General features: G+C 56.0%; 22 protein-coding genes. 3 read left to right on the top strand and 19 right to left on the bottom strand.

Features of this window, described 5'->3' with window-relative positions:
* Window positions 1–9: 9 nt before the first annotated feature.
* The 19 genes from ACZ5DH_RS09880 to ACZ5DH_RS09790 all read right to left on the bottom strand — a co-directional run bounded on the left by ACZ5DH_RS09880 (window position 10) and on the right by ACZ5DH_RS09790 (window position 23,661).
* On the bottom strand, window positions 10–558 hold the full coding sequence (locus tag ACZ5DH_RS09880) for a flavodoxin family protein (RefSeq protein WP_464254128.1): 549 nt from the start codon (window positions 556–558) through the stop codon (window positions 10–12).
* Complete coding sequence (gene hutX, locus ACZ5DH_RS09875) at window positions 558–1,094, bottom strand: heme utilization cystosolic carrier protein HutX (protein ID WP_464254127.1); 537 nt, start codon at window positions 1,092–1,094, stop codon at window positions 558–560. The genes ACZ5DH_RS09880 and hutX overlap by 1 nt, the downstream gene beginning before the upstream one ends.
* 14 nt (window positions 1,095–1,108) lie before the next feature.
* Window positions 1,109–2,572 (bottom strand): ABC transporter ATP-binding protein, encoded by a 1,464-nt coding sequence (locus ACZ5DH_RS09870; protein WP_464254126.1) that lies wholly within the window; start codon window positions 2,570–2,572, stop codon window positions 1,109–1,111.
* Window positions 2,572–3,354 carry an energy-coupling factor transporter transmembrane component T gene (locus ACZ5DH_RS09865; protein WP_464254125.1) on the bottom strand — a complete coding sequence of 261 codons (783 nt, stop codon included), beginning with the start codon at window positions 3,352–3,354 and terminating at the stop codon, window positions 2,572–2,574. Before ACZ5DH_RS09865 ends, ACZ5DH_RS09870 begins: the two co-directional genes overlap by 1 nt.
* On the bottom strand, window positions 3,332–3,877 hold the full coding sequence (locus ACZ5DH_RS09860) for an MptD family putative ECF transporter S component (RefSeq protein WP_464254124.1): 546 nt from the start codon (window positions 3,875–3,877) through the stop codon (window positions 3,332–3,334). Before ACZ5DH_RS09860 ends, ACZ5DH_RS09865 begins: the two co-directional genes overlap by 23 nt.
* Before the next feature lie 72 nt (window positions 3,878–3,949).
* Window positions 3,950–6,061, bottom strand: a complete 2,112-nt coding sequence (locus ACZ5DH_RS09855) for a TonB-dependent receptor plug domain-containing protein (RefSeq protein WP_464254123.1) — start codon at window positions 6,059–6,061, stop codon at window positions 3,950–3,952.
* The gene (gene hutW / locus ACZ5DH_RS09850) at window positions 6,045–7,466 is read right to left on the bottom strand and encodes a heme anaerobic degradation radical SAM methyltransferase ChuW/HutW (RefSeq protein ID WP_464254122.1); all 1,422 of its coding nucleotides are present in this window, start codon (window positions 7,464–7,466) and stop codon (window positions 6,045–6,047) included. The genes ACZ5DH_RS09855 and hutW overlap by 17 nt, the downstream gene beginning before the upstream one ends.
* 677 nt (window positions 7,467–8,143) lie before the next feature.
* Complete coding sequence (locus tag ACZ5DH_RS09845) at window positions 8,144–9,973, bottom strand: SLC13 family permease (protein WP_464254121.1); 1,830 nt, start codon at window positions 9,971–9,973, stop codon at window positions 8,144–8,146.
* A 536-nt stretch (window positions 9,974–10,509) separates the two neighbouring features.
* Window positions 10,510–11,439, bottom strand: coding sequence for a bifunctional enoyl-CoA hydratase/phosphate acetyltransferase (locus ACZ5DH_RS09840; protein ID WP_464254120.1), 930 nt, complete (start codon window positions 11,437–11,439; stop codon window positions 10,510–10,512).
* Window positions 11,440–11,650: 211 nt separating this feature from the next.
* Complete coding sequence (buk, locus tag ACZ5DH_RS09835; RefSeq protein ID WP_464254119.1) at window positions 11,651–12,733, bottom strand: butyrate kinase; 1,083 nt, start codon at window positions 12,731–12,733, stop codon at window positions 11,651–11,653.
* A gap of 536 nt (window positions 12,734–13,269) precedes the next feature.
* Entirely contained in the window at window positions 13,270–13,938 is a 669-nt protein-coding gene (locus ACZ5DH_RS09830; protein ID WP_464254118.1) for a DUF1641 domain-containing protein, read from the bottom strand.
* Window positions 13,939–13,950: 12 nt separating this feature from the next.
* The gene (gene sqr / locus ACZ5DH_RS09825; protein ID WP_464254117.1) at window positions 13,951–15,192 is read right to left on the bottom strand and encodes a type III sulfide quinone reductase, selenoprotein subtype; all 1,242 of its coding nucleotides are present in this window, start codon (window positions 15,190–15,192) and stop codon (window positions 13,951–13,953) included.
* Window positions 15,193–15,699: 507 nt separating this feature from the next.
* Window positions 15,700–17,403 carry a sensor domain-containing diguanylate cyclase gene (locus ACZ5DH_RS09820; protein WP_464254116.1) on the bottom strand — a complete coding sequence of 568 codons (1,704 nt, stop codon included), beginning with the start codon at window positions 17,401–17,403 and terminating at the stop codon, window positions 15,700–15,702.
* Window positions 17,404–18,463: 1,060 nt separating this feature from the next.
* Complete coding sequence (locus ACZ5DH_RS09815) at window positions 18,464–19,285, bottom strand: metal ABC transporter permease (protein WP_464254115.1); 822 nt, start codon at window positions 19,283–19,285, stop codon at window positions 18,464–18,466.
* Between the two features lie 40 nt (window positions 19,286–19,325).
* On the bottom strand, window positions 19,326–20,102 hold the full coding sequence (locus ACZ5DH_RS09810; RefSeq protein WP_464254114.1) for a metal ABC transporter ATP-binding protein: 777 nt from the start codon (window positions 20,100–20,102) through the stop codon (window positions 19,326–19,328).
* Window positions 20,103–20,112: 10 nt separating this feature from the next.
* Entirely contained in the window at window positions 20,113–20,931 is an 819-nt protein-coding gene (locus ACZ5DH_RS09805) for a metal ABC transporter substrate-binding protein (protein ID WP_464254113.1), read from the bottom strand.
* 8 nt (window positions 20,932–20,939) lie between these two features.
* Window positions 20,940–21,548, bottom strand: a complete 609-nt coding sequence (locus ACZ5DH_RS09800) for a class I SAM-dependent methyltransferase (protein WP_464254112.1) — start codon at window positions 21,546–21,548, stop codon at window positions 20,940–20,942.
* A 59-nt stretch (window positions 21,549–21,607) separates the two neighbouring features.
* Entirely contained in the window at window positions 21,608–22,414 is an 807-nt protein-coding gene (locus ACZ5DH_RS09795) for a TonB-dependent receptor domain-containing protein (RefSeq protein ID WP_464254111.1), read from the bottom strand.
* Window positions 22,387–23,661 carry a TonB-dependent receptor plug domain-containing protein gene (locus tag ACZ5DH_RS09790; RefSeq protein ID WP_464254110.1) on the bottom strand — a complete coding sequence of 425 codons (1,275 nt, stop codon included), beginning with the start codon at window positions 23,659–23,661 and terminating at the stop codon, window positions 22,387–22,389. The genes ACZ5DH_RS09795 and ACZ5DH_RS09790 overlap by 28 nt, the downstream gene beginning before the upstream one ends.
* A gap of 458 nt (window positions 23,662–24,119) precedes the next feature.
* Here ACZ5DH_RS09790 and ACZ5DH_RS09785 point away from each other — a divergent pair, with 458 nt between their 5' ends.
* From ACZ5DH_RS09785 to ACZ5DH_RS09775, 3 genes are all read left to right on the top strand, one after another.
* Window positions 24,120–24,692: a hypothetical protein gene (locus tag ACZ5DH_RS09785; protein ID WP_464254109.1), complete on the top strand. Its 573-nt coding sequence runs from the start codon at window positions 24,120–24,122 to the stop codon at window positions 24,690–24,692.
* Between the two features lie 57 nt (window positions 24,693–24,749).
* Complete coding sequence (locus ACZ5DH_RS09780; protein ID WP_464254108.1) at window positions 24,750–25,190, top strand: hypothetical protein; 441 nt, start codon at window positions 24,750–24,752, stop codon at window positions 25,188–25,190.
* A gap of 372 nt (window positions 25,191–25,562) precedes the next feature.
* A complete protein-coding gene (locus tag ACZ5DH_RS09775) occupies window positions 25,563–26,111 on the top strand; it encodes a hypothetical protein (protein ID WP_464254107.1) in 549 nt (182 codons plus the stop codon).
* Window positions 26,112–26,373 lie beyond the last annotated feature (262 nt).

Genomic DNA, 26,373 nt, shown 5'->3' with positions numbered 1-26,373 from the left:
CTGGTATCCTTATGCGTTATTTCCGGCAAGTTCAGCGGCAGGCTTTGAGCCAAGCGCGCGGGCAAAATCCGCAAAGGTTTCACGCGCTTTGCGGCAGTCTTCCGCGTCGGGGTGTTTGGCCGCCTCTTCAAGGCGGGCGCGCCGTTCTTCAGTCATGGGATGGCCGTTGTTGGCCATTTTCTGCATCATGGCCACCACGGCGGGGTCTACGCGGCCCTGGCAGAGAAACGTCCCAAGCACGGTATTGCCCTGCGCGGGTTCGGTCAGCAGGGCCTCGCCCTGCACCTTGCACTGGGCGGCGTGTTCCGAGTCCGGCCACGCGCCCAGCGTGCCGAACAGGGCCACCGTGCTGTTCCTGATGCGCTCCATATACTTTTTGGCGGCGTCGTCGGGCATGCCCTTGTCCACCCAGTAGCCCACGGCCACAAGGTCGTAGCCCTCGGGCTGCGGCGCTTCTTCCACCGGGTGCAGATGGCAGCCGGGCAGGGCTTCGGCCACAGCCTCGGCTATTTTACGGGTATTGCCTGTGCGCGAAGAATACACCACAAGACTTTTCATTATATGTCCTCCTTGCCGAAAGCGTCGCGCAGGGCGAAAAAGCCGTCGCGGGCTTCGGGAATAAGCGCCTTGTTTTCACGGCCCACGTATATGGCGAACAGGACGGCCCCGGCCGCATCAATGAACTGCACGCTGTGGCTTTCGAGCCCCATGAAGGGCAGCGACAGAAAACAGATGTGGTCCGCCTCGTCGCTGCAGATATGCCCGCCCAGGGGAAGGCCGTGCTCAAGGTTGAAATAGCCGCCGGCGTGCTTGCCGCCGGGGATGCGCCCCTTGATTTCCACAACGCTGCGGCCGTGCCGCATGATGAAGGTCGCGCCGGGCCACCGGGTCAGCCCCTGCCACACGTCATCAAAGGCCGCGCCGGGGGCAAATGCCCGCATGTGGCCGGGCAGGGCGCGGGCGGCGGTCAGTTCGCTGACGCCGCAGTGGCGGGCAATGGTGTCAAGCATGACCATTTTCTGTTCGGTCAGCAGTGTTTCCACCTGCTGGCGCAGGCTTTCGGCCCCGGAAACGTCTGTAGTGCAGGTACTCATGCTGAAATTCTCCTTTATGCGGCCGTTGTGGCGGTTCCCTGTGTGTCGGTGCGGTCCCCTTGTTCACCGGTTGCGCGTAAATCCGGCGGCAGGGGCAGCCGCAGGGCATGGCGGCCCATGCGGGCCAGCAGTTCAAGGTCATGCGTAATGAGCAGGATGCAGCGCCCGTCCTGCGTCTGTGCTTCCAGCGCCTGCGCCAGCCGCGACATGTTTTGCCCGTCCAGACCGCTTGTGGGTTCGTCCAGAATGAGCAGGCGGGGCTTTTTGGCCAGAGCGCAGGCAATGACAAGACGCTGTTTTTCGCCGCCGGAAAGCGATTGGGGATGACGGCTGGCAAGGGACTCCAGGCCAAAGGCCGCCAGCAGTTCCGTGGCGGCGTTGCTGTCTTTTTGTCCCGCGAGGTCAAGGCAGGTCTGCACCTCGGCCAAGGCCGTGCGCATATGCAACTGGTGGTCGGCGTTCTGCAGCACAATGCCCGTGCCCGAAAGGCGCTGACGCGGGTTCAGGGGGATCCCGTCCAGGGTGATTTCTCCGGCCTGGGGCTGGTTCAGCCCGGCCAGCACGCGGGCCAGCGTTGTCTTGCCCGTGCCGTTGGGGCCGATGAGCGCCGTGATGCCCGAAGGCAGCGCGAAGCGCGCGTTGCGGTACAGAGGCTCCTGCCCGGTGTGGGCATAGGTCAGGTCGTGCGCCTCCACCGGGTGCTGCCCGGCAACGGAACAGGAGGGCAGGGTCTGGCGCACGTCGGGCACGCTGGCTTCACGCAGGCCGTAGCGGGCGCGCAGTTCCGCGTCGTGCAGGAGGGAAAATTCCCCCTGCTCCCGGATGTGCCCGTCCTGCATGACAATGACCCTGTCGGCCACGTCGGCCAGCCAGTACAGGCGGTGATCCACCACAAGGATGGCCATGCCCTGCGCCTTGAGCTGCCTGAGCTGCAGGGCCAGTTCCACGGTGGATTCCGGGTCCAGATTGGCGGTGGGTTCGTCCAGAATGAGCGCCTGCGGCGTTTGCGTCCACAGGGTGGCGAGCCCCACCTTCTGTTTCTGGCCTTCAGAAAGCTCATGAATGGACGCGCCCAGCAGCGGATGCAGGCCGAATTCACGCACCGAGCGCTTCACGGTTTCGTGCATCTGTTCCACGGGCATGCCCTGCCACTCAAGGGCAAAGGCCAGTTCGTCCTCCACGTTGAGGGCAAAGAACTGCTGTTCCGGGTCCTGAAAAAGCGTGCCCGCCTGCCGCGCGAGGTGGGACAGATCCTGCTCCACGGTGGAGACGCCGTTGACCAGCACCCGGCCTTCAAGTGTGCCCGCAAAATGCAGGGGGCACAGACCGTTGGCCAGACGGATGAGCGTCGATTTGCCGCAGCCGCTCGCCCCGGTGCAAAGCACCACTTCGCCGGGCTTGACGTGCAGCGAGATATGGCTCACCGCCGGTCGTTCCTGAAAAGGATAGGTATAGCTGACATCTTCAAAGCGCAGCATCAGCGCATGCCTCCTGTGGTGGAACTGCCCAGCGTGTACTGGCAGGCAATGGCAAGGGTCACCACAAGCAGGGCGGCGGCCAGCAGCAGACTGTCCCGACTGGTCCAGGCCCTTTTGCGGTAGGGGGTGAGTTTTTCGCCCATGCCAAGCCCCTTGAGTTCCGCGGCGACGCCCAGGTCTTCAGACGTGCGCAGCGAGCGGAAAAGCAGCGGCGTGAGCAACAGGCGCATGCTGAGCGCGGGATGGCGCGTCATTGTCCACGGGTTCAGCCGGTAACCGCGCATCTTGAGGGATTCCGTCACCTGCTTCACGTCATTGATAAAGGTGGGGATGAAACGGATGATGACGGCAGCGGGCAGGTATATGCAGAAGGGCAGCTTGAGCCCGCGCAGGGCGTCCAGCAGGTTTTGCACCCGACTGGAAAGCGCCAGGGGCAGCACCACATGCAACATGGTCAGCACCCGCAGAAAAGGGATGGTCAGGGATATAAAGTTCATGCTGCCCATGAGCCGGGGAGAGAACCTGCCCATAATCCATACGCAGCCCATGGCCAGAAAGATCATGGCAGTCAGCACCGCGTAGGCGGCGAGCAGGGCCATGGGTCTGCGCATGCACAGGGCATAGCACAGCGAGGCTCCTGCCAGCAGCAGTTGCCCTTCAAGATTGGAGATGACAAGGGTTCCCAGCGAGGCAAGAACGCTCACCCCGATTTTTGCCCGCACGTCGGCCTCATACAGCCAGCCCTGCGGCAAGGGTCGGCTACTGGCGTACGATGCCTGCATGGCGCAGCTCCCTGACGGCTTTTACACCGGTAAAAAGACCGATAAGCGCGCCCACGTAGCCCAGAGCCACAATGGGCACAGCGGCCACAAGTATGGCGGGATTTTCACGCATGACCAGCCAGGAAACGCCCAGAGAACAGATGCGGAACAGCAGGTCAAACACGGCCACAGCCACCAGAGGCCCCCAGGGTCTGGAGATCCCGCCCGTGAGGGCCGCAGCCGTTTCCGCAATGAGGGCCGCCAGAAGCATGGCCGGAAGCAGCGTGAGGCTGGTTCCGAGCAGCAATGCGCTCACCAGCATGTTGATAAGCACGAAAAGCAGCAGGGTGCCGGGTTTGCGCACCTTGTAGAGCATGACTATCAGCAGGGTGGTGAAGACGAGGTTTTTCAGCAGGAGGGACACAGGGTTCATGCCTCCTCCGGCCAGGGCCACCAGCAGGGTGGAAATTTTGGCGGCTGCCGAAAATACCCCGATGACCACCAGCTCATGGGCATTCCAGTAGCGGTTGACCGTGGACTTCATGATGCATCTCCTGGCCCGTCTCTTATATTAATTGAATATGAAATTCAATATCAAAAGAGACGGGCCTGATTATTAAAATTCTACGCTGACCTTGATGTTGGCATGCACCCCGGGTTCGTAGATGGCTGTGCCCGTGCCAATGGCATATTTTTCATTAAAAATGTTGAGCACTTCACCGACAACGGCGTACTGCTTTTCAGAGCCGAACTTTACGCCAAGCATGGCGTTGGCCGTGGTCCATGCGTCATTGGAATATATGATGCGGTCTGCGCCGCTTTCCTGTTCGGTTTTGCTGGCAAAGCGGATGTAGACGTCGCCAATGATGTCGAGGCTGTCATTGACGGGGTACAGCGCGCGCACGCCGGTACGGCCTGTCCATTCGGGCGTGCCGGTTTTCCAGGTCTTGTACTTGTCATTGTTGAACTCGCGCTTCATCCAGGTAACATCGATGTAGGGAGTAAAACCGAAAGGCAGGTCGTAGCCCGCGCTGAACTCCACGCCGTGGGTCTTGGCCTTGCTGACGTTCTGGTAGTGGGCCTGGTTGGTTCCTATCTGCATGGAAGTAATGTAATCGTCAGCCACAGTATAGAAGCCCGTGACGTCAAGGCTGAGGCCGTGCGCGTAGTAGCGCGCCCCCAGTTCCCAGGTATTGGATTTTTCTGGTTTGAGATCCTGGTTGGGGTATGTCGTGCTGCCGCCCATGTTGGAGATGACGTATTTTTCCTGCAGGTTGGGGGCGCGGAACCCTTGCGAAAAACCCGCGCGCAGGGTCAGGTCCTGAATGCCCTGCCACATGAGCGAAACATTGAACACGGGGTTTGATTCCCATGTGTTGCCAGTGGCGCCGGCGTCAATAGAGCCGCTGGTGGGGCTGGGGGGCGTGGAGCTTATTTTGTGCTGCCAGCCCTCGGCAGTGCCCATGTGAGAACTCACCCAGGTCTGACGCACGCCGTAGGACAGCGTGAAGTCCCAGGGCAGCTTGCTTTCCATCAGCGCGTACAGGGCGTGGGTGTCCATGTAGCCTTTGTACTTGTAGTGGCTGTCAGTCAGGGTTTTTACTGTCATAAATGGAGTGGGCTTCCTGGTCGTATCTGAGATTGAGTCAGACTTGGCGTCGAGGCCGTCCCTGTTGAACTCATAGCCCGTGATAAGATAGTTGTTCTCGCCAATGGCCCAGTCGGACTGAAGGCTCGCGCCCCACTGTTCGTTCTTGTTGTCGGCGTAGTTGTCTGAAAGTACGGATACGGATATGGGGACTTGCGTTTTCTGTTCCACATGGTTGAGCATTTTTTTCCGGTTGTGCTGCCAGAAGGCATCCAGGCGCAGGCGCGGCAGAAAGGAGGTCATGTCCTTGATTTCGGCGAACACGGCGGCCTTTTTGCGTTCCCAGGGAGAAATGTCGACAAAAAATTTGGGCGAGCTTGTGTCGCCGGCGAGAATTTCGCTGTAAAACTGCTCGTACAGGCCGCCCGCCGTGAAGTGGGGGCTGAAATCATAGCTCAGAAAAGCCGAGCCGGATTGCTGCTTGAACCTGGAGTGCTGGGCCTCGCCGTCAGGGGTGGACAGGTTGTGCTGATAGGTGTTGGCGCCTGTGACCCTGTACTTGAGGCCCTCGTAGCCGCCATAGAGCGAAAGGCTTTCATCGAAGCCGCGCGTGGAGCCGTTGTAGCTTGTGGTGATCTGTCCCTGAATGGGTTTTGTGCCGCCCTTCTTGGTGATGATGTTGACGACGCCGCCCATGGCTTCGGAGCCGTACAGCACCGAGGCCGGCCCCTTGATGACTTCGATTCTTTCAATCATGGCAGGGTCCACAAGCAGGGCCGAACCATCCATAGATTTGTTTTCAGCGATCTTCTGACCGTCGATGAGGATGAGCACGCGGTTGGGGCTCTCGCCGCGTATGGAGATGCGCTTTAAGCCCTGCGCCCCCGAATTGACAACCTGCACGCCGGGAACATCCTGCAAGATTCCGCCCACCGTGGCCGCGGGGGAAAGCTTGATTTGCTCTTCAGTGACCACGCTTACGGCCATGGGCACGTCCAGCAGCTCTTTTTCAACGCGCGATGCTGATACCTTGACGGTATCGGTCTGAAGAGGTTCGGCATGGGCAGGGGCGCTCCAGAACAGTGCCCCTGCCAGACCCAGGGGTAGAGCATGCCTGCGCAGACTACGCAGCAAGATCATCGTTTTCCTCCAGTACGAGTTTGAGATAATTGAGCAACAGCTGGGAAAGGTTCACCTGCCAGAACTGTCCGGCCAGAGTCAGCGTGACGCGCCCCTGATCCTGCATGACCAGACCCGCGCGCTGCCACTGGGTGAGCAGGGGAGACCAGATGGCATCAAGGGGCAGGGCAAAGCGGCCTTCAAGGGCGGACAGGTTCAGACAGCCCTGCTCCATATCTTCGGCCACTGCCCGGAACAGAAAGTAGTGGACTGGCGGCGTTTGCAGCATGCTCAGGGGTTTGCGCCCCTCGGCCACCTGTTGCAGCCAGGATGGGTAGTCCGGAGTGTTGATGTAGAAGTTGCCGGCAAAGTTGCCGCCGCCGCCAGGGCCGAAGGCCAGGCAGTTGGCGGAGCCTTTGACGTAGAGGTTATACAGGTTGCGTTCTCTGGAGGTGCGCGCCCAGTGGCTGATGGAAAGGCGACGGTAACGGGCCGTTGTCATGGCTTCCACCGAGGCGCCGAACATGGCTGACTGTTCAGGGATGGCCGCAGCGGGAGGAATGCTGCCATCCTTGATGGCCTTGCCCAGGGGGGTCTGGCCGTACACGTTGAGCTGATAGCAGTCGGCCCCGTCAAGATTGAGCGACTGGGCCATGGCTATGTCGTCAAGCCAGTGCTGCATGGTCTGTCTGGGAAAACCGTAGATAAGGTCAACAATAACGGCGGACTGGTCGTAGCTCATGAGCTGCTCAAGCCCACGGGCCATGTCTTCTCCTGTGCCGATACGTCCCATGGATCGCCGGATGCTGGTGTTGAAGCTCTGCACGCCCAGCGAAAAACGGTTGGCCCCGCCAGCAAAGCAGGCTTCCATCTTGCGGGCGTCAAAGTTTGTCAACCGGCCCTCAACGGTCACTTCGCAGTCATTGGCCAGGGGCAGGGTCTCACGCGCGGCCTTGAGTATTCGTTCCAGGTCCTCGGCTTCCAGAGCCGTGGGCGTGCCGCCGCCGAGATAGAGGGCATGCACCGGTGTGCTCTGCACAGCGGGGCTGTCGCGCCACAAGGCCAGTTCGGCCAGCAGGGCGTCGGCATAGTACCGGCTTTCGTCTGTTCGGTAGGGTTTGTTGTAAAACCCGCAGTACAGGCAGTGGGTCTGGCAAAAGGGCACATGGATGTAGGCCACGGTTTTTCCGGCCAGGGGTTTTTGCAGCAGGCCTTCAAGCGTTGACTGCATTTCTTCGGCAGATGCGGTGTTGCCGCCCAGGCCAGGATGAACGGCGATTTTTCCCTCAAAGGCGTGGGAGAGCGAAGAGACCCCTTCTTTGGCGAAGAATTTTTCAGGGTCTGGCCGCGTGATCGAATTCAGAGCAGAGGACTTGGTAATGCCGGTCTGCGGTGCATCAGATGAGCCGTGCGAATGGATCTGCATGATTTTTCCTTTGCGGGTTGGGCTGCCCACTAAGTTAGTCTTGTCTAATTTGTTTAGGTGAGTCTACAAAAATGAAATCGAATGTCAATTGCTTTTTGATAAAAAAGCACGCAAATATTTTTTGTATGTATTTTCACATATATGGGTCTAGTAGCATATAAGGAAAATGTATTTGTTGTGTCAGGTGATTTTTGTCTGGCGATGCGGATGCGCCGCAACGCAAAAGGCCCCCTGTTGCCAGGAGGCCTTTTGCGTTGCAAGCGGGATGACGCATTACCGTAAGCAGCGCCCGGAGGTTACAGCAGGTTTAGCGCAGACGCTCGTTGGGTGGTGTGCTGCCTGAAAGCCGCGCTCTTTGGAGCCCAGGCTCGGATCATGAAAACACCGTATAACATACCAGAGCGCAATAAGCGTTTTAGAGCATTTTAGCTTTGAAAAGTGTAAATGCTCTAACGCTGCACGAAAGTGCAGCGCGCCATAATATGGCGTGGATTCAGCCGAAAATCGCATTTTTCGGCTGAATGAACACTTTGAAATGTGAAGCATTTCAAAGTTAATCTGCTCTAGGGGGTGGGGGCGTGGGGGAGGAGACCCTTTTGCAGAAGGGTCCCTCCCCCACAAGGCGTTGCAAGTTGCCGTCGCCTTAAAGGCGGTGGCACTTGGGGGCCGATCGCGGATCACCGCAGATAGAAGAACCAGCACAGCGCCAGCGTTGCCAGCAGGGAGAGCCCAAGCAGGGGGGTGCCGACCTTGGCGTAGTCCTTGGCTGCGTATCCGCCGGGATCACGCACCAGCAAATGCACGGCGGACCCAAGCGGGGACACAAAGACGGCAGAACTGGCAATGGCCACGGTCATGGCGCATGCCTGCGGACTGATGCCAAGCTTCAGGCCGATGTCAACCGCCATGGGGGCGACAAGCACGGCAACCGCCGTACCGGAAAGAAAGAAGCCCAATATGGCCGTGATAAGAAACAGGCTTGCCAGAACAACGAAAGGCCCGCTGCCTGAAAGAACGCCGATAAAACCGTCTGAAGCCAGGGACAGCAGCCCTGTTTTCTGCAATGCCAGAACAAGGGGCAGAATGCCCGCGAGCATCACTATGGTCTGCCAGTCCACCACTTCATAGATGGAGTTTATGGGCGCGCAGTGCGCGAGCACCAGGGCGGCCGTGGCGGCAAGGATGGCTGTTACCGGCGGCAGCAGGCCGGAGGCCATGACCGCGACCATGACGCCCAGGATGGCAAGGGTGACTTTTTCCTTTTGCGGCGCGGGAACAACCTCTTTGTAGTCCTGTGGCAAGGTGAGCAGCAGGTACTGACTCTTGTTGCGCTCCATATGCAGGATGTCCGCCCATGCGCCGCATACCAGCAGAACGTCGCCAAATTTCAGCGGGATGTCCGCCAGTTCTTCAGTCTGGGTTTTCCCCTTGCGGCGGATGCCCAGCACCATGCTTTGAAACGTCGTCTGAAAAAGGGTTTCCTTGAGCGACTTGCCGATAAGTGAGGATTCGGGGTTGAGCATCACTTCCGCAAGGCCCACCACCTGAAAAAAGCTTTTTCGCCTGGAGGCGGAAGCGGATATCCGCTCCAGCGAGAACTCCTCGATAAAGGCCTGCAATTGCGCGTCGGTACCGATGAGCATGAGCAGGTCGCCTGCCTGCAACACCATTTCGGGTTTTGCGGCAGCGATGATCCTTTTGCGTCCGTGCCCGGCGCTTTCCACCGCCAGCAGGGTCACACCGAAGCGCGCGCTGAGCTGCATGCGCGCGACGCTGCGGTCCACAAGGCCGGAACCTTCGGGAATGCGCAGGAGAGACAGACTTTTGTTGATTTCGTGGTAGCGCAGCAAGTCGTCAATGGAAAGGCCTTTTTTCTGCTCCGCTGGCGCGCCTTTTGGGGCCAGCATGTTCTGGCCGAACAGCATCATGAAGCCGATTGTCAGCAGCAGAATGAGTATGCCAAAGGGGGTAAAACTGAAAAATCCCAGAGTTTCCGCGCCGCGCTCCCGTAGAATGCCGTTGACGATGATGTTGGGGGTGGTGGCCACCAGGGTCATCATGCCGCTGATAAGTGAGGCGAAAGCCAGGGGCATGAGCAGACGTTTGGGGTTGATGCGGGTTTTTTCCGCCACGGCAAGGGTAATGGGAATAAAGATGGCGGCCGTGGCCGTGGAACTCATGAATGCGCCCACAGAGGCCGACGCGCCCATAATCATGGCCAGCAGGCGTTTTTCGTTTCTGCCGCCGCGCCGGATGATGAAATCGCCCACGCGCTGCGCCACGCCCGTATGCAGTATGGCTTTGCCAACAATAAACATGCAGCTGATGATGAGAACCGTGGGGCTGGAAAATCCCGAAAGCGATTCCTGCACAGTGAGTACGCCGCTGAATGTCAGCGCAAGAACTATAAGTATGCCGAGCACATCGTTGCGCACAATTTCAGTGACCAGCAGAATGACGGCCCCCGCAAGGATTGCGAGGGTGGCGGTCATGTCAAAGGTAAGCATGAAAAATCTCCGGAGCCGATAAAAGTATGCGGGGACTTTCTGGATGTGCCCAGTGCCCCTGAAGAGGTTGCGGTATGCCGTTGTGGCGTATGGGGATGGTTTGCCTGTCCGGCCGTCGTGACGCCGTAATGCCTGACGTCGGACGCCGGACTTCGGATGGCGTGACGCTGGTCGTCAGATGCCGTGACGCCGGAACCGGTCTTGTAACCTTCCCCCAAAAAGCCGTCAAACACAAGCCGGGGGCTGACTGGCGCAATAGCCAGGATGTTTTGCCGGTGTTTTGGCATCGGGCGCGGTCGGCCAAATTCTCAGGCGCAGTAGCAGATGCCTACTGCGGCGGCGTGATGCCGGGGGCGCTGTCTCTGGAATTTTCGCTTCAGATCAGGGAATCCGCTGTGCTATTATACTGACGCAAAACAAGAATTTTAGGGGGTGGGGGCGTGGGGGAGGCGACCCTTTTGCAAAAGGGTCCCTCCCCCACAAAACACTCCCCACAAAGCCCCCACCCACAAAGCATCCTCCGCAACAAACCTCATCTACCCAAGATTTTTGATTTTTCTGGCGCTGAACGCGGCGGAGATGACAATGGAAAGATATTTTTCTTCCATTGATGAAGAGCGTGACGTCAGCACGATGGGCACGGCAGCGCCCACAACCACGCCAGCCATTCTGCCCCCGGCCATTTCAAGCAGTATTTTTGCAATACAGTTGCCGCAACACAGGTCCGGCACAAGCAGGATATCCGCTTCGCCCGCCACTTCGCTGACAAAATCCTTTTGCCTGGCTTTTTCTTTGGAAAGGGCGATATCAACGGAAATGGGACCTTCCACCACGCAACCCCCGATCTCCCCGTTGCGGTTCATTTCTTTGAGGGCCGCCGCTTCCACGGTTTCCTTCATCTTGGGATTGACCTTTTCAATGCCCGCGAGAACGGCCACCCTTGGTCTGTTGTAGCCCATGGTCAGCAGCATGTTGACCGCGTGGTCCATGATGGTCTTCTTCTGCTCCAGGGTTGGGTAGACGACCATGCCGCCGTCCGTGATGGCGATCATTTTGTGGTAGCTGGGGACCTCGATGTAGCTGATGTGGCTGATAAGCCTGCCGCGCGTGAGGCCGTGCTCCTTGTTGACGACAGCCTTGAGCAGGGCGCTGCTTTCAATATGCCCCTTCATGAGATAGTCGGCCTTGCCTTCACGTATGAGCGAAACCGCGAGCGCCGCGGCCTTGTCGTCGTCTGGTTCATGATGCACGGGGACCCGGGCCAGATCCATGCCAGCGGCTTCTGCCAGGGGTTCGATTTTTGCCCTGTCGCCCACAAGAATGGGGGCCACTGTCGCGTGCGCGGCTGCTTTTTGGGCGGCTTCAAGAGCGCGGGCATCGTCCGCGCAGGCAATCACCAGCCTTTCCGGGTGCGGAAACTCGGAAACGTTTGCTATGACCTCATCCCAGTTTTTATAATACTCCATACCATATACTCCTGCGATGTCGTGTATTGACATGAAAAGGGAGCGCCAGCGTCCTTGCGTTGCGCCGCAACAGCGGGCGGTACACCAGGGCATTTTGAAATGTGCGACACTTCAGAGGGAATCTGATCTAGAGCATTTTAACTTTGAAAAGTGTAAATGCTCTAACGCTGCACGAAAGTGCAGCGCGCCACGACGTGGCGTGGATTCAGCTCTAGGGTGCGGCGTCTGCCTTTTCAGGAAACAGTTTTGCCTCTTCGGTTCCGCGCAGAACGCGCAGCGCGCCTGCGGCCAGGGCAGCCATTTCATTTTCGCCCGGCATGCAGACCACGGGGGCAATATGTCTGACGCGTTTTGCCACCTGCTCGATAATCATTTCGGAGTGGGCCAGGCCGCCCGTCAGAATGATGGCTTCAGCCCCGCCGCACACAACCGTGGAAAGAGCAGCCAGCGCCTTGGCGATGTTGAGGATCATCGCTTCATAGACCAGGGCCGCCTGGGCATCGCCCTCCGCTATGCTCTGTTCAATTTCTCTGGCGTTGGTGGTGCCGCAATGCGCGAACAGGCCCGATTGCCCCCGGAACTGACGCATGAAAGCCCTGGCGTCGCGCCCGGATTCAAGAACGTAGGTCATGAGCGCAAAAGCGGGCACACCGCCGATGCGCTCCGGTGAAAACGGCCCTTCGTCATCGGAGACTATATCGACGATCCTGCCGTGGTCATGCAGGGTGAAAGAAAACCCGCCGCCCAGATGCCCCACAATCAGGGTCAGGTCGGCATAGTTTTTACCGCGCTCTTCCGCATACTTGATGGCGCAGGCGCGCATGTTGAGGTTGTGCGCCATGCAACGCCGCTGTATGGCCGGAAGCCCTGTGACGCGCGCCACGGGAATCATTTCGTCCACGGTCACAGGGTCATAGATGTACGCCTTGATGCCCACCTTGTCCGCTATGCCCCTGGCAAGAAAGGCCCCAAGGTTCGAGGCGTGTTCCCCCCTGGGGGCGCGGCGCAGATAGTCCAGCATGTTATCGTCAACCAGGTAGGCCCCGGATTCAAGAGGCGGCAAAAGCCCACCCCGGCCGACCACAACATCCAGGCCGGCGAGGGGCGTATGGTGTTTTTCAAGCGCGGCCAGTATGGGCTCCAGCCGGAACAGATACTGGTCGGTGACGGCATGGTATAGGGCCTGATCTTCGCGGGCATGCGCGATATTCTCCGTAAACACAGGAGACGCGTCATCGTATACCGCGATCTTGGTGCTTGTTGATCCGGGGTTGATGGCGAGAATCAGCGGCATAAAATCCCCCGAGGTCTTACAGAGCATCTAACACTTGAAATGCTCTCTTACGGCAGGCAAAAGCCTGCCTGCTCGCATTTCCTGGCAAGGATTTTCAGGAAAATCCTTGCAGAGCAGTTACGAATGAAGTGAGTCAACTGCTCTAGCGCATATCCGTGAGGCCGGACCCGCGCCAGATTGGTCTGCCCGAACCCGCGGCGCAGACCAACGGGTTCGCTTTAAGGCTTTGACTGAGACACGTTGCTTGATACGGGCGTTATAGTCAACAGCCAGCACCTTCCTGGGCTGTGCAGGCACGCCCGGCAAGGGGAAGACGCACTGGCTTGATTATATGAAATGCCATGGCAGGGGCGGTCAGCGGCAGACTACAGGCAGGGCATGACTACAGGCAGGAGCATGCCCAAAGGCAGCGGCATGATCAAGGCAGGTGGTGTGAAAAAAAGCGGGCCGCGCGAATGTCCCCGTGCCGTGACGGAATCGATACATTCCCGGCATGCGGCTCAGTCTTGCGGCCCGCTTCTGTCATATATACAGCGCTATTTGGACGAATTCCCTTCCGCAGAGAATTTGCCGGTGGCTTTCAGCACTTCCACCACCAGGCCCAGGGTCTGCCTGCCTTCGGGGCTGCGCAGCGCGCCCAGCAGGGACAGCATGCCGGCGGGCTTCACGTTTGACGTGTCGATGGCGCTCATCAGATCAAGCATGGCCGTGATCTTGCCTTGCAGTTCAGGCTCGGCAAGCCGCTGCAACAGGCTGGTCATAAAAGCGAGACCTTCGCCCGTTTTGGCGATGTCCTCGGGGGTCATGCCGTCCAGCAGGTTTCCGCCGGCATCCTTGAGGGCGGCGGCCTTTTTGAACACGCCCTTCTGTTCCCACTCGCCCATCTTTTCGACGATATGCGGAAAGGTCTGACCAACAGCGGGGTGCAGCACATGCCACAGGTCAGTGGCGTTTTCAATCTGATCGAGCAGCCAGGTGAGCCTGGGAACGGTCAGCAAGCCCTTTCTGGCCAGATCCAGGATGTCGTCAAGCGTAACCCGGCCATTAAGGATTTCCAGCTCTTCAACCATAAGACGGAAGGCGTGGTTGCCGATGGGCGTCAACTGCTCCATCAGCATGCTGCTGTTTTCCTTGCCCGCCTGAAGGTCGGCAAGCCGATCTTCAATGGCGTTCAGCCGTTCGAGGATTTTATCTTCAGGTGTCATATATCCTCCAACCTACTTGTTGCGCAGCAAGGAGGTATCTTTCCCTGCAAGATACATATTGGGCTCAAACGGAAGCTCATGGCCTTTCAGCATGAGGTTGTAGTACACCCATTTGAACATGAGCTTGCCCCAGTAGTTGATGTGGCTTTCGCCCAGCAGTTCGAAGGGGCCGACGCCGGGCAGGGGGAACATGCCGGGCAGGGGTTCGACGGCGTAGCTGAAGTCGATGAGCGAGGCTTTTTCAAAACCCGTGACGATGAAGCAGTTGGTGTGCCCGTCGAACTTGTAGTAGTTGTCGGTGCCCTCAATGTCGGACATCAGGTTCTGGGCGATGACGTCCACTTCAAAGTGGGCGACCGAACCGGCCTTGGAGGCGGGCACGTTGGTGGCGTCGCCAACCACATACATGTTGTCGAACTTCTTGGCGCGCAGCAGTTCCTTGTCGGTATCGACATAGCCGGTCACGTCGGACACTTCGGAGTCGATGAGGAATTCCTGGCCCAGGTTCGGGGGAATGCTCACCAGCAGGTCGTAGGGAATTTCATCGCCAGTGACGGACGCGATTACGGAGCGGTCGGCCTCGACGCTGTCCACGGTCCAGTTGGTCGTGACCTTGATGCCCTTCTGTTCGCAAAGCGCGCCAAGAATGTTGTTGGCCACGGGCTTGGTGAACGCGCCGGTCAGCGGGGTGACAAGCTCGATCTCGACGTTCTGGCGCACGCCCATTTTTTGCAGGTACCAGTCTGCCATGTACACAAATTCCAGAGGCGCCACAGGGCACTTGATGGGCGTTTCGCAAATGTGCAGAACGAGTCTGCCCTTTTTGAAATGCTTCATCTTTTCGTACAGGGCAACCGCGCCGTCGGGGGTGTAGAAGTTGTGGATTTTGCCGCCCCAGTCGTCCAGCAGGCCGGGCACTTCATCGGGAGCGATTCTTGCGCCCGTGCCAATGATTATCCAGTCATAGGTGTAGGTGCCGTTCTGACATTCTACCTTGCGGGATATAGGATCAACCGCGTTAATAGTGTCAAGGACAAAATTAACGCCACGGCTGATAAAGTCTTTCTTGGGGCGCACACAACCCTGCGGCGTGTCGACTCCAAAAGGAACCAGCAGCCAGCCGGGCTGATAGTGGTGGACAGGATCGCGGTCGATGAGGGTTATTTCCCATTCTCTTTCGCTCAATAACTTCCTCATCTTTGTGGCAATCATGGTTCCACCAGCGCCAGCACCAAGAATAAGCAATTTTTTCATACAATTAGCCCCGAATTGAAAGTAGAGTATTTTTGCCTTGAAACGGTTCGCTTACTACGTGCAACCGATAATGTTGCAGCTCAAATCATAGTAAGAAAGTATTTTTTAATTCCTAGCATAAATATTTTGAGTCTGCATCATATTCGTCAATAAAACTGCTTATGTATTGTTTAATTAATACTTAATTAGTATGCTTTAAGGCTCGATGGCGGGAATCACGTATGCGGTATGGCGTCAGTAAAAGCCAGACGTTTCCGATGGTTCCGTCTGCCTGAGTTCGGGCGGCGTTGGGTCGTTACGGAATTTGAGGGGGAGATGCCGCACGTGTTTTGTCGGTCTGTGTCGTGCCCATAAGCCGGATTTGGATGATCAAAAAAGAAAAAGGTTATGGAAATTTCCATAACCATCGGCAATGGCAGCAATGACAGCAATGACAGCCGTGAAAATGGCGCTGTACTCTGCGTTTGGGCATACCGCACGCGGAGCGCGTTCCTGTGCGGTACGGGGTCACTTGCGCATGAGGGCAGCCTGTTTTTTTGCCCGGCAAACTTCACGCTGGTGGCAGGGGGGGCACGGTGCGACACACAAGGGGGAGAGGGCCCCGCCATGCGGCGCGTCCCTGGTATGCTGGTACTGACACACTCTGTTTTTCCCCTGGCGTTTTGCCTCGTACATGGCAATGTCGCCGCGCCGCACCAGTTCGTCCCGGCCGATGTCGGCCGTATCAGCCACAACGACGCCAATGCTGGCGGACAGCCCGTGCCAGGGCGTATCCTTTGTAAAAACTGACCTCATGGCCTTTTGCAAGCGACATGCCCGGGTAGCCACCTGTTCCACGCTTTGGGCTTTGGGCAGATACAGAACAAATTCGTCGCCGCCGATGCGGGAGGTGATGGCGTCGCTAAAGTGTTTTTTCAAAAGTTGGGCCGTCAGTCTCAAGGCGTCGTCTCCGGCGCGATGCCCGTACGTATCATTGACTTTTTTGAAGTCATCCAGGTCTACAAAAAGCAGCGCCGACCCAGTGGCAACGGTTTCAGGCAGTTGGCTGTAAAAATATCTTCTGTTGTACAGTCCGGTAAGCTCGTCGGTATTGGCGCTGCGTTCCAACTGCTGCTTTGAGTTGCGCTCCGACGTCACATCTCTGTAAATGACCAGCATGCCAATGCGGTTTTGGAACATGTCCACGATTTCTCTTTCGTAAGACTCAAAGATTAATTCTTCGCCTTTTTTCCATGAGCGTATTTCAAGATGGTCGCCGACCTGCTTAAACTGATGGTCTTTGATGGCAATGGCGCGCACGCGTGAGCGGAAACAGCCCAAAATTTCTTTCGCGCTTTCAATGCTGAAAAAATCCAGAAATTTTTGGTTTACGTTGGCAATTCTGTTCTCTTCATCCAAAATCATAGCTGCAAAGGGGAGATTTTGCAGGATTATTTCAATTTCTGCGCTCGATTTTGTAATATCTGTCATGTCATAGGCAATGCCCACCGTGCCGATGATGGCCCCGTACTCATCAAAGATGGGAGACTTTCGCGTTTTGAATTGCCGCATGCCCAGCTTGGTTTTCACAGTTTCATCAAATATACAGGTCACGCCACGCGCAATGACTTCCTCTTCAGTCTCAAGGCAGACGTATTCGCTCTGCGCATATTCTTCCGGCTCAATATCCCATATATAGTAGTGGCCCCGCCCTGTGACATCCTCTTTGCTTTTTCCCACAAAACGGCAAAAGGCCGCATTGACCTTGAGGTGTTCGCCCCGGATGTCCTTGAACCAGATCAGGTCGGGGGTAGTATCAATGGTGGTTTCCAGGCAGTGCCGCAACAGCGCGTGCTCTTTGCGCAGCAATGCGTCGCGTATCAGGCTGTTAACCCGCAGTGCGACAACCGCCGGGTTTTCCGACAAAGGCCAGATATCGTCCAGCAGGGAAACCAGACATTGTTGCAGGGCGGCTTCGTGCCCTGCTGTGTCTATCAGGACAATCCGCGCGGCGGGCCTGACTGTTTTTCTGAGGTCTGGCAGCAGGGCAAGCTGCGCGGAATCAAGGAAAAAAATATCTTCGTCAGGCAGGTTCGTTGCGGAAAGAGATTGAGCTTCAGCACTGAAGGTTACCTTGTGCCTGAAGTCAGCATCAGCCTGCAAAGCCTTGAATGCGGCTTCAAGCGATGGCTCCGAAGAGCAGAGGCTGATGCGTAACACACAGTGGAACATGAAAATACTCCAGTGCAAAGCGGTGTTATATTTGGCGGAAACAATGATCTTGCGACAATAATACTAAAACTGTTTGTATTATGTCCAGCAGCGTAAGCGTCTGGCTCTATAGAACACTGCCGGAAAAAATACGCTGCCGTCTGTCGGGGCTTAACGGCTAACACGAAATTGCCCGCCAGGTTGCGGAAGCAAATTGACAGTGGCGGCGGTGCAGAAAGGCCATGCGTATCACAAGGAAAGAATGCTGAACAAAAAGTACAAGAGTAAGTATACGTAAAAAAAGAACCAGACTTGTATCGCGCAAGAGCAGCCTGACCTCACAAAGGGCTTTGACAGGTTGGGATTGGGGCAAATGGAAGCTGTCAGGGGAGTTGGCAACGTTATCATAGAAAGCACCCAGGAAATCCTGCGAAATCCTGCTGCGAGCGTCTTTTGCCAAAATTCAGGGAGTGCTCGCCACTGAAGATTGCGGGGGCGACCCCGGCAGTTCCGCTCTGTGCGGCGATTTCACGGCACGTTTGGGCGGCGCGGCATGCCCGATGGCGACGTTTCCGCAGGCTCCGTTTCACTGCTCGGGGAGAGTGTAAACGCCCTTTTTAGAGCATTTTCACTTTGAAACTGCTCTGGCGACTGCGTGAGCAGGCGCCCGCAGCGAAAGTGTAAGCGCAACTTATTTGCGCTGTTAAGCGCCGAAGCATGCGTGTCTTAAACTTTGAGAATGTCCATTCTCAAAGTTAATCTGGTCCAGTGCGAAGCCGGAGCAGGATTTCTTGAGGAGCGAGGGGCACTTCACATGCCAGAGAGGGATAGTTGCGTTTTCGCGTAACGATCCCTCTCTGACTTGTCTGGTCGGAGCGAAAGGATTGGCGAACTTACCCGCGGGATATAGCGAAAGCCGATGCAAAGATTTTCTAGAGCAGATTAACTTTGAAAAAGTGTAAATGCTCTGACGGTGCACGAAAGTGCAGCGCGCCACAACGTGGCGTGGATTCAGCAGAAAATCGCATTTTTCGGCTGAATGAAAACTTTGAAATGTGAAGCAGTTCAAGGTTGATCTGCTCTAACGAAAAAGACGGGCTCCCTGTTTTTTGGGCGAAAGACACATGGCAATAACAAGCATGGCGGCGGAAAGCAGTACAATGGCTGCGCCCGGTGGTACGGCCATGTAAAATGAGAGGCAGAGCCCCAGCACAGATGCAATGGCGCCAAACAAGGCTGAAAGCCAGAACATGCAGCTTAAACTGTAGGTCAGTTGCAGGGCCGTGGCCGCTGGCGTGACAATAAGCGCGTAAATCAGCAGTCCGCCAATGGCCTTGAGGGCGAAGGCCACGCCCAGGCCCAGCAGAACAAGACAGGCGTAGTATATTCCGCGTACAGGAATGCCCGACGCCGCGGCAGCGTGCCTTTGCCCCATGATGGCTTCAATTTCTTTGAAAAACAGAAAGATAAACAGAAAAATCAGCAATCCTGTTCCTGCCATGAGCTGCAGGTCAAAAACAGTGACGGAAAGCAGGCTGCCCCATATGAGGCTGAGCCCTTCTGTCTTGGCCCCCGGCATGAGCCCCAGCGCCAGCATGGCCAGACTCATCACCACAGCAAAGACAACCCCCATTGCGGTATCCAGGCTGAATCCCGGCCTTTCTGCCAGCGGCCCCACAGCCGAAGCCGCCCCCAGGCTGGCCACAAGACCTCCTGCCAGTGGGGGCACCCCCATCCATAGCCCCAGAAGCGCTCCGGCAAATGCGGCGTGTGAAACGCACATGCCCACAAGGCTCATGCGCCAGAGCACCACAAAGACTCCCATGGAGCCACAGACGCAACCGCCGATAAGGGCCATGAGAAGCGCCCTTTGCAGAAAGGCGTAGTGAAAAAAATCTTCCATAGCGACTTCCCTGAGCAGACTGTTTCAGAAACAAAAAACGCTAAAACAGTGCGGCTTTTCTGCCGTCACAGTCCGCGATCTGAATGGGCACATCATACAGTGTGCTTAAAAGCTCTGGCCGCATGGCATCTTGCACTTTTCCCTGCCAAAGCAGGCGGCCTTCGCGCAGCATGGCTACTTTTTGCGCAAGGCTGAACACGGCATTGAGGTCGTGGGTGACCATAACCACGGTGAGAGCAAACTCTTGCCGCAGAGCGGCCACGGTCGTGCAGATATCCCTCTGGGCGCGCCAGTCGAGAGCCGCTGTGGGTTCGTCCAGCAGCAGCATCTCCGGCTCCTGTGCGAGGGCACGGGCAAGTGCCACACGCTGACGCTCACCTCCCGACAACTGGCCTATGGGACGCGAGGCCAGGTCCGCCAATCCCACAACGTCCAGCGCGTGCATGGCAAGATGCTTTTCCTTTTGTCCTGGGCGGCGAAAAAGCCCCAGGCGGCCACAGGTTCCGCTTAACACAGAGGCAAAAACCGAAAGCGGCATTTTGGGATCAAGGTCAGTGGCCTGAAAAACATGCGCTATTTTCAGGCGCGCTTGCCTGGCGCTTTTGGGGGTGACGGCTTTGCCCGCATAGGTAACCGCACCTGAATCGTACTGCGTCAGACCGTTGAACAACCCGATCAAGGTGGACTTTCCCGCGCCATTGGGGCCGATCACCGTCCAGAATTCGCCTGTGGCCACGCTCAGGCTGATATCGTGCAATACTGGGCGACGTTCATAGCTGACGTGCACGTTCTGCAAAACGGCGAGATTTTCCTGCACGTTTATTTCCTTAAAGCCTGGACAGTTGCGCCACGCTTTCCTGCAGCAGGCTGAAATAGTCCGGCACGTCGTCACTGGAGCCGGGGAAGTTGGAAAGCACCACATGCGGAACGTTCAGCTCCAGCGCCAGCGGAAGCCCGGCGTCCATTCCGCTTTGATAATTGTCTATGACGCCGCAGACACCCTTGCCTTTCACGTCTGACATGATGGAGGCCAACTCGCGGGCGTTAATTTCCTCGGCGCGTCCAAACGAGCGCAACACGTTGAAGCCCGCCCATTGCACAAATTCCGTCTGCATGGTGGCCGCAATAACGGATTTGCCCGCTACCGCCTTGAGGCGTTCCCGGCATTCACGCTCCGCCCGGGCGATTTTTTCAACGCGTTGCCGCTTTTTTTGCTGAATGGCCTCTGCCTTCCGCGGAGCAACTGTACACAAGGCATCCGCTATCTCCAGCACTGCCTGCTTCTGTATTTCCGGGATAAGCCAACTTCCCCTCGGGCTTATGGCGACGAGCTTCAGCGAGGCATTGTCCACAGCGTCCAGCATGGCGGTTACTTGCAGCATGTGGCGCTGGAAGGGATGTATCAGCACAAGGTCAGCCTTGGCGGCAAAGACAAAATCGTGGGTTTTGGCATTCTCGTGGCCGGGGCAGCTTGAGCCCTGGATGATGGTAAGCACCTCACTGTCGCCAGCGGTGAGGTCATTGACAATATCAGTTATCAGCGAAGTGCCCGCGACGACTCGCAGCGGTTCAGCGGCATAGGCCGCAGGGAAGGCAAAAAAACAGAGCAGAAGGGTGCAGGACAGGACAAAAGAGCGGCGCCGCATGCAGCCTCCTATTTTCTGGCGGAAAAGTAGTAGTGCTCAGCACTTTCATCCGCACTGGTGTGCGCAAAGCCCGCCTCAACAAAGAGGAGCCGCATGCCCGTGGGGCAGGGCAGATGGTCGCCCTCTACCTCGTGGTGTTTATCGTGCAGCGCGTTGAGTTTTTCCCTGCCGTCAATGTGCAGGACATAGGCTGTTCCACCCTGTTTCAGCACACGATAAAATTCTCTGACTGCCGCGGGTTTGTCGCTGAAATGGGGAAAGGCGGAAAAGCAGATCAGCACGTCAATGCTCGCATCCGGCAAGGGCATGGATTCGGCTCTGGCATGAAATGTCTGAACATCGGGAAAACGTACCGAAACGCTTTCAAGCATGGCACTGGAGGCGTCCAGAGCAAAAAGCCGCGCGTCCTTGCCCGAGTGCTTGCGCAGGAACGGTTGCAGCACCCCATCGCCGCAGCCGACATCCAGAATGCTCATGCCGCTGCCAAGACCCAGCCCGGCAACCATGTGATCCACTTGAGCGAGTTTTTCAGGCGTGTAATTTCGTTCTTCCCACTGATGGGCATGTGCTTCAAAGAAATGGTTCCGCTGCATCTCGCGTTCATGATTTTCCGCCATACAGATCTCCCAAGGATGCCGCAACTGATGCCTCGCGGGCATCGGTTGCGGTGTTTGCGTTAAAACTTGAGCTCAAAACCTGCCATGACTGTGGTTCCAGGCATGTAGTACAACTGTCTGTCCTTGCCGTCGCCCGTTTTTTCCATGGCGTAGGCGTAGGGCGTATTAAAGATGTTGTTCACAGCAAGATAGACTTTTCCTTCTTCCAGGTGCAAGTCATCATACTTGAAGATGTAGTCAAGCCGCAGATTGACCACATTAATTTCCGGCAATTTATCAATTTCCTTGAGTTTTGTGAAATTACTCGCCGGATTGACTGTGGCCGATGTTCGGGCCAACGTGCCCGCGTATACGTCCTGCAAGTGCTGATAGTCGCCACTGAGGCGGAAATGCTCCAGGAAATCCCATTTGAAGCCAGCCTGGAGGGCAAAGCTGGGAGTGTAGGGCAGCTTGTCTGTGGTTTGCCCGTCATCGCCCTTGGCCCAGGCTTTGATCCACGTCCCGGCCGCAAAGATTTCAACACCGTCTATGGGAGTTACGGAGCCAGCCAGTTCAAAGCCGTCAGTTTTGTATTCGGCGGTGGAAGAATTGAAAAATGACGCGGTGGGAGACGGGCCAAACATGTACGCCCGCAGCCTGTCTCTGCCGTCATCATGAAAATAGGTGGCGCTGGCGCTGAATATTCCCGGCATGGTGTGCTTTAACGCCACTTCATAGTGGTCAATGACTTCCGGCTTGATATCCTTGGTGTCGAAACTGCCCGGCAGGGATTTATTGGCCAGAAAGTTTTGCAGCACCACCGGGCTGGGGTAGTTGACCCCACGTGAATAGTTAAAACTCAGATCGGTATTGGCATATCCCAGCACCAGACCAGCCTGCGGCGCAGTATGGTCTTCAAAAAGATTGCTGCTGTATATGCTACACCGGCTGAGGGCGTCACATGAAAGCCCTCTGTGCCGCCAAAAAGCTGGCTGGCCGCGAAATACGGCGAAAACAATGTCTGGTCCGGGAAATCCCAGCTTGTTGACGTGCGCGTTTTATATTGTTCCTGGTAGTTTTGCAGACGCGACATATCCAGATCAAAGCCAGCGACAAATTCACTTCCCTGCCACAGCGAAAACGTCTCGCGTCCGCGAATGCCATACAGATCGTTGGTCTGACGGGACATGGCTGTTCCGCTGTTTTCGCCTCTTATATGAAACAGGGTGTTGTTATAATAGCCTTTAAGATAGCCTGAGGCGTTATCGTAGGTGTTGTTCAGTGAAAGAGTGGCAAGGCTGGTTTCCGTGTCATAGCGGTCTGTGGTGCGCGTGTTGGTTATGGGATTATTGGGAACCTGGGTTTTGGCATCCACGCGGTTTGCCATAAGCCGCATGCCCCAGTTGTCGCCAAATGCTATGCCCAGGTTGCCGTAGTAACTGGCCTGATGCCCGGCGCTGTGATCAACATGGCCCAGAGTGCTGATCCAGCTTTGGGCGGCGTAGATGTCGACATTGTCCTTCTTGGCCCCCATGCCCACATTCTCCGCAACGGTCCCATAGCTGCCCGCCTCTGAGCCCACACGCAGTTCATATCCGTCTTCGGTCATATACTTGGGTATAAAGTTGATCATGCCATACCCGCTGCCGAAGCGTGAAGGTTGCGGCGCCTTGTATATCTCCATCCCGCCCAGAGCATATACTGGAATGCCGTCAGCCAGGGCCTGACCATAGAGCACCCCGCTGCGGGGCACGTCGTCAAAGAAAATATTGAGATCAGGGCTGGGATGGCTTGCCCCGCGCCCCCGGATATACAGGCTGTGCGACGTCTGCCCACCGATGATGTTCTTCTTTTGGTACATGACGCCCGGCACGTTGCGGAGAGCATCATAAAAATCCAGTGAGTTTTGCCTTTTGATCTGCTCTTCCGTCACAACGTTGAACTGGGTTCCAAAACGGGTCTGCACGGGAACCGAAGGGGGCTGGTCCGCCACGCCGTAAGCGGTTATGGCCGGCAATGTGTAGGCCGTCAGACTGCCTTGTGTGAGGCCAGTTTTCCGTTCCGCAGCATTTTGCTGTGGCGCGTCTTGCCCGGCGTCCTGCGTATCTTCCGCCTGTGCTGAAGGACACCACATGCATGTGCATGCAAACAGCAGGCCTGCAATGGAGAGCATCTTCCTCATCCGAAACCTCTCTTTCGTATGGATAAACGGCTTATTCAGTGTATTTTCGGATTCTTTGGCAGTGGGGCCCCAAACCCACCCCTGGTAGCACTATTTAAAAAAAGGTAACACCGCGTGGGCGCACAACTCCACACGAGCGCTTTCATGCGCTGGCCGCGCGCAATAAGCACGTTCAATCTTGCAGTGTTACTGAAACTACGGTTTGGATTAAACCTAAGCCAGCCTGCACGGTGTTATTTTTTTAAAAAAGGTAGCACACAGTATAAATTTCAGGCGTCACCGTCAAGACATATGTATAAAAAATAGCCACAAAGAGAGACAGGGAGTTCGGCTTGGCATCTGCCAAACCCCCATGCTCGGGCGATCATTTTGCGAACCCGCCGCGAACTCTCAGGTGTGCGGTTTTTTGTATGTTGGTAGCCATGCAACGGCGTTTTGTGAGCTGGACGGGCTACACGGCCGTGCCCCTCCCCGTGCCGGTGGGCGCTGGCGGGGAGGCTGGCGTGTTCGCGCCGCCAAGGCCCGAAGCGCTGGTTGTGGTGGGCTTTGCCTATGGCAGGCAGGATCATCCCATAATCAGGCAGATCTATGGCATGGGCGATTCCCTGCCCCAGGTGGGGCTGGAAGAAATGCTTTTGCAACAGGGGCCCACAACTTTCCAGCGGGCAGACGCCGGGGGCAACTGGAGCAGGGAAACAGACGCGGCAATAACGGATAAAAGCGTGTCTCGCCATGTGGAAGCTGTGGACACAACGAAGCTGGCCACGGAACCAAAACAGGTTTCCGAGCATTCACGGCTTGAGGTCGACGGCGCCCGCACAGTGGAAGTGGGCACGCAGCTCACCATGTTGGCAGGATCCAGAGCAGACCTGGGCACCCTGGGTGCGATGAATCTGACGGCCGGGGCGAATCAACCCACACCACGGGCAAAAACGCTGTTGAAACCGTGGGGGCGATCACACAAGCACGGTCAAGGGCAATAGGCAGATTCGCGTGAGCGGCAACCGAGGCCTTACGGTGCAAGGAGTGATGCCGTCACCGTGCAGGGGACGGAAACCATCAAGGCCACGGGCAAAGCCACGATTGAAAGTGGGCAGGAAATCCTGCTGCGCGCGCCTGTCATCAAAATTCAGGGCGTACTCACCACTGAAGGTTACGAGGGCGGCCCGGGCAGTTCTACCCTGTACGGCAACTTCACCGTGCGGCAGGGCGGCGCTGCCGTGCCCGATGCTGACGTTTCCGCAGGCTCCGTTTCACTGCGCGGGCACACTCACACTGGTGTCCAGTCCGGTGGCGCATCATCAAGCAGGATGGCGCAGAACTCAACATCCTTTCCCAATTTGCCGATAAGGTGGGCCAGGCCGTATATCTTCAGGCAGGGTTCCGACCAGATGCTCCATAGCCGCTGCCGTGTGGTAAAGATGCATGATGACGTTTTCCGGGGGATCTTGCGGGGGCGCGCACTGCGCTTGGCTGATTGACTGGGACATGAAGCACCTCTGTTGATTTTTTGATGGGAGCCTGCAAAACGCAAAACTCCGGGTGCTCAAAACCGTCAACAGAACGGCGGGCTACTTTCCGGTTGCCCGGTATTGTATATTGCCCACACCCGGAGATAGAGAACTCCGCAATTGCGTCCATTTTCAGCAGACGCAAAAAAACCACAAGCTGTCGGGTGTGGAACCGCTGTTGAATCAAGGTGTTTTGAGCACCTTAAAAACAGGATGCTCCGCAAGGAGGCATCCTGTCAAGCATGGCGATTCTCCACAATAAAGCTGCGTTGTCTTGTCATAATAGAAACGTTCATATAATTTTCTTGGCAACCAATCACACATGTTAGTACGAGAACCGCCTTGAAAGATGAAATGCAAAAAACAGAACAATTTCCATATAGCATTCAGCGCACGCTGGATATTTGTGCGAAAGCAATAATTGTTATCCCTGCTGGATCATTTTTTATTTCTATATGCAGCAATGCAGCTTTTTTTGCTGGTCTTGGTGTTGGAATGTCATCAATACCATTCTCAATATATGATTTTATAACGGCATTCAGAATGTGGTTTACTATCTTTATTTTGTTGTGTGTCTTTTCATTTATAAGTTTCAAAATATCAAAATTAATGTCATACATAATTCTAAAATCATTAGGTTATATATTTATAGCATCAAAATCTAAATTTATTTGTGACTTGCTTAAATTTTTAAAAACAACAGTAAATAAGAAAAAAATTCAGGCAGGCGACTTATTGTTTTCAATTATATTAGTATGTTTCATGTCTTTCTTGAAAGGAGCTTCATATGCAGGAACTCAAGGAAATGTTTACGTTAAACAAGAGAACCAAAAAACAACAATAGATACTTTAGAGCATTTTCACTTTGAAATTGCTCTGGCGACTGCGTGAGCAGGCGCCCGCAGCGAAGGCGTAAGCGCAATTTATTTGCGCTGTTAAGCGCCGAAGTATGCGTGTCTTAAACTTTGAGAATATCCATTCTCAAAGTTAATCTGGTCTAGATGGGAGTATCATTGCTCTGGACAAGGGAATAGTGCTCAAACAATATGACAATATTATTATGTTTATATTCAACGAAAACATAGTAAAGATTGAGTACAAAATATATTCAAAATCGTTTAGCGAGAAGTTACTAAACCTACTTTAACTCCCT

Source organism: Desulfovibrio simplex (genome assembly GCF_055387835.1).
Note: the sequence above shows the minus strand (reverse complement) of the source record. Positions and strands in the feature narration are given on the sequence as shown.

Excerpts from the sequence above, each read along its gene's own strand:
- ACZ5DH_RS09880 (WP_464254128.1), bottom strand. The coding sequence starts at position 558 with ATGAAAAGTCTTGTGGTGTATTCTTCGCGCACAGGCAATACCCGTAAA.
- hutX (WP_464254127.1), bottom strand. The coding sequence starts at position 1,094 with ATGAGTACCTGCACTACAGACGTTTCCGGGGCCGAAAGCCTGCGCCAG.
- ACZ5DH_RS09870 (WP_464254126.1), bottom strand. The coding sequence starts at position 2,572 with ATGCTGCGCTTTGAAGATGTCAGCTATACCTATCCTTTTCAGGAACGA.
- ACZ5DH_RS09865 (WP_464254125.1), bottom strand. The coding sequence starts at position 3,354 with ATGCAGGCATCGTACGCCAGTAGCCGACCCTTGCCGCAGGGCTGGCTG.
- ACZ5DH_RS09860 (WP_464254124.1), bottom strand. The coding sequence starts at position 3,877 with ATGAAGTCCACGGTCAACCGCTACTGGAATGCCCATGAGCTGGTGGTC.
- ACZ5DH_RS09855 (WP_464254123.1), bottom strand. The coding sequence starts at position 6,061 with ATGATCTTGCTGCGTAGTCTGCGCAGGCATGCTCTACCCCTGGGTCTG.
- hutW (WP_464254122.1), bottom strand. The coding sequence starts at position 7,466 with ATGCAGATCCATTCGCACGGCTCATCTGATGCACCGCAGACCGGCATT.
- ACZ5DH_RS09845 (WP_464254121.1), bottom strand. The coding sequence starts at position 9,973 with ATGCTTACCTTTGACATGACCGCCACCCTCGCAATCCTTGCGGGGGCC.
- ACZ5DH_RS09840 (WP_464254120.1), bottom strand. The coding sequence starts at position 11,439 with ATGGAGTATTATAAAAACTGGGATGAGGTCATAGCAAACGTTTCCGAG.
- buk (WP_464254119.1), bottom strand. The coding sequence starts at position 12,733 with ATGCCGCTGATTCTCGCCATCAACCCCGGATCAACAAGCACCAAGATC.
- ACZ5DH_RS09830 (WP_464254118.1), bottom strand. The coding sequence starts at position 13,938 with ATGACACCTGAAGATAAAATCCTCGAACGGCTGAACGCCATTGAAGAT.
- sqr (WP_464254117.1), bottom strand. The coding sequence starts at position 15,192 with ATGAAAAAATTGCTTATTCTTGGTGCTGGCGCTGGTGGAACCATGATT.
- ACZ5DH_RS09820 (WP_464254116.1), bottom strand. The coding sequence starts at position 17,403 with ATGTTCCACTGTGTGTTACGCATCAGCCTCTGCTCTTCGGAGCCATCG.
- ACZ5DH_RS09815 (WP_464254115.1), bottom strand. The coding sequence starts at position 19,285 with ATGGAAGATTTTTTTCACTACGCCTTTCTGCAAAGGGCGCTTCTCATG.
- ACZ5DH_RS09805 (WP_464254113.1), bottom strand. The coding sequence starts at position 20,931 with ATGCGGCGCCGCTCTTTTGTCCTGTCCTGCACCCTTCTGCTCTGTTTT.
- ACZ5DH_RS09800 (WP_464254112.1), bottom strand. The coding sequence starts at position 21,548 with ATGGCGGAAAATCATGAACGCGAGATGCAGCGGAACCATTTCTTTGAA.
- ACZ5DH_RS09790 (WP_464254110.1), bottom strand. The coding sequence starts at position 23,661 with ATGTGGTGTCCTTCAGCACAGGCGGAAGATACGCAGGACGCCGGGCAA.
- ACZ5DH_RS09785 (WP_464254109.1), top strand. The coding sequence starts at position 24,120 with ATGTTGGTAGCCATGCAACGGCGTTTTGTGAGCTGGACGGGCTACACG.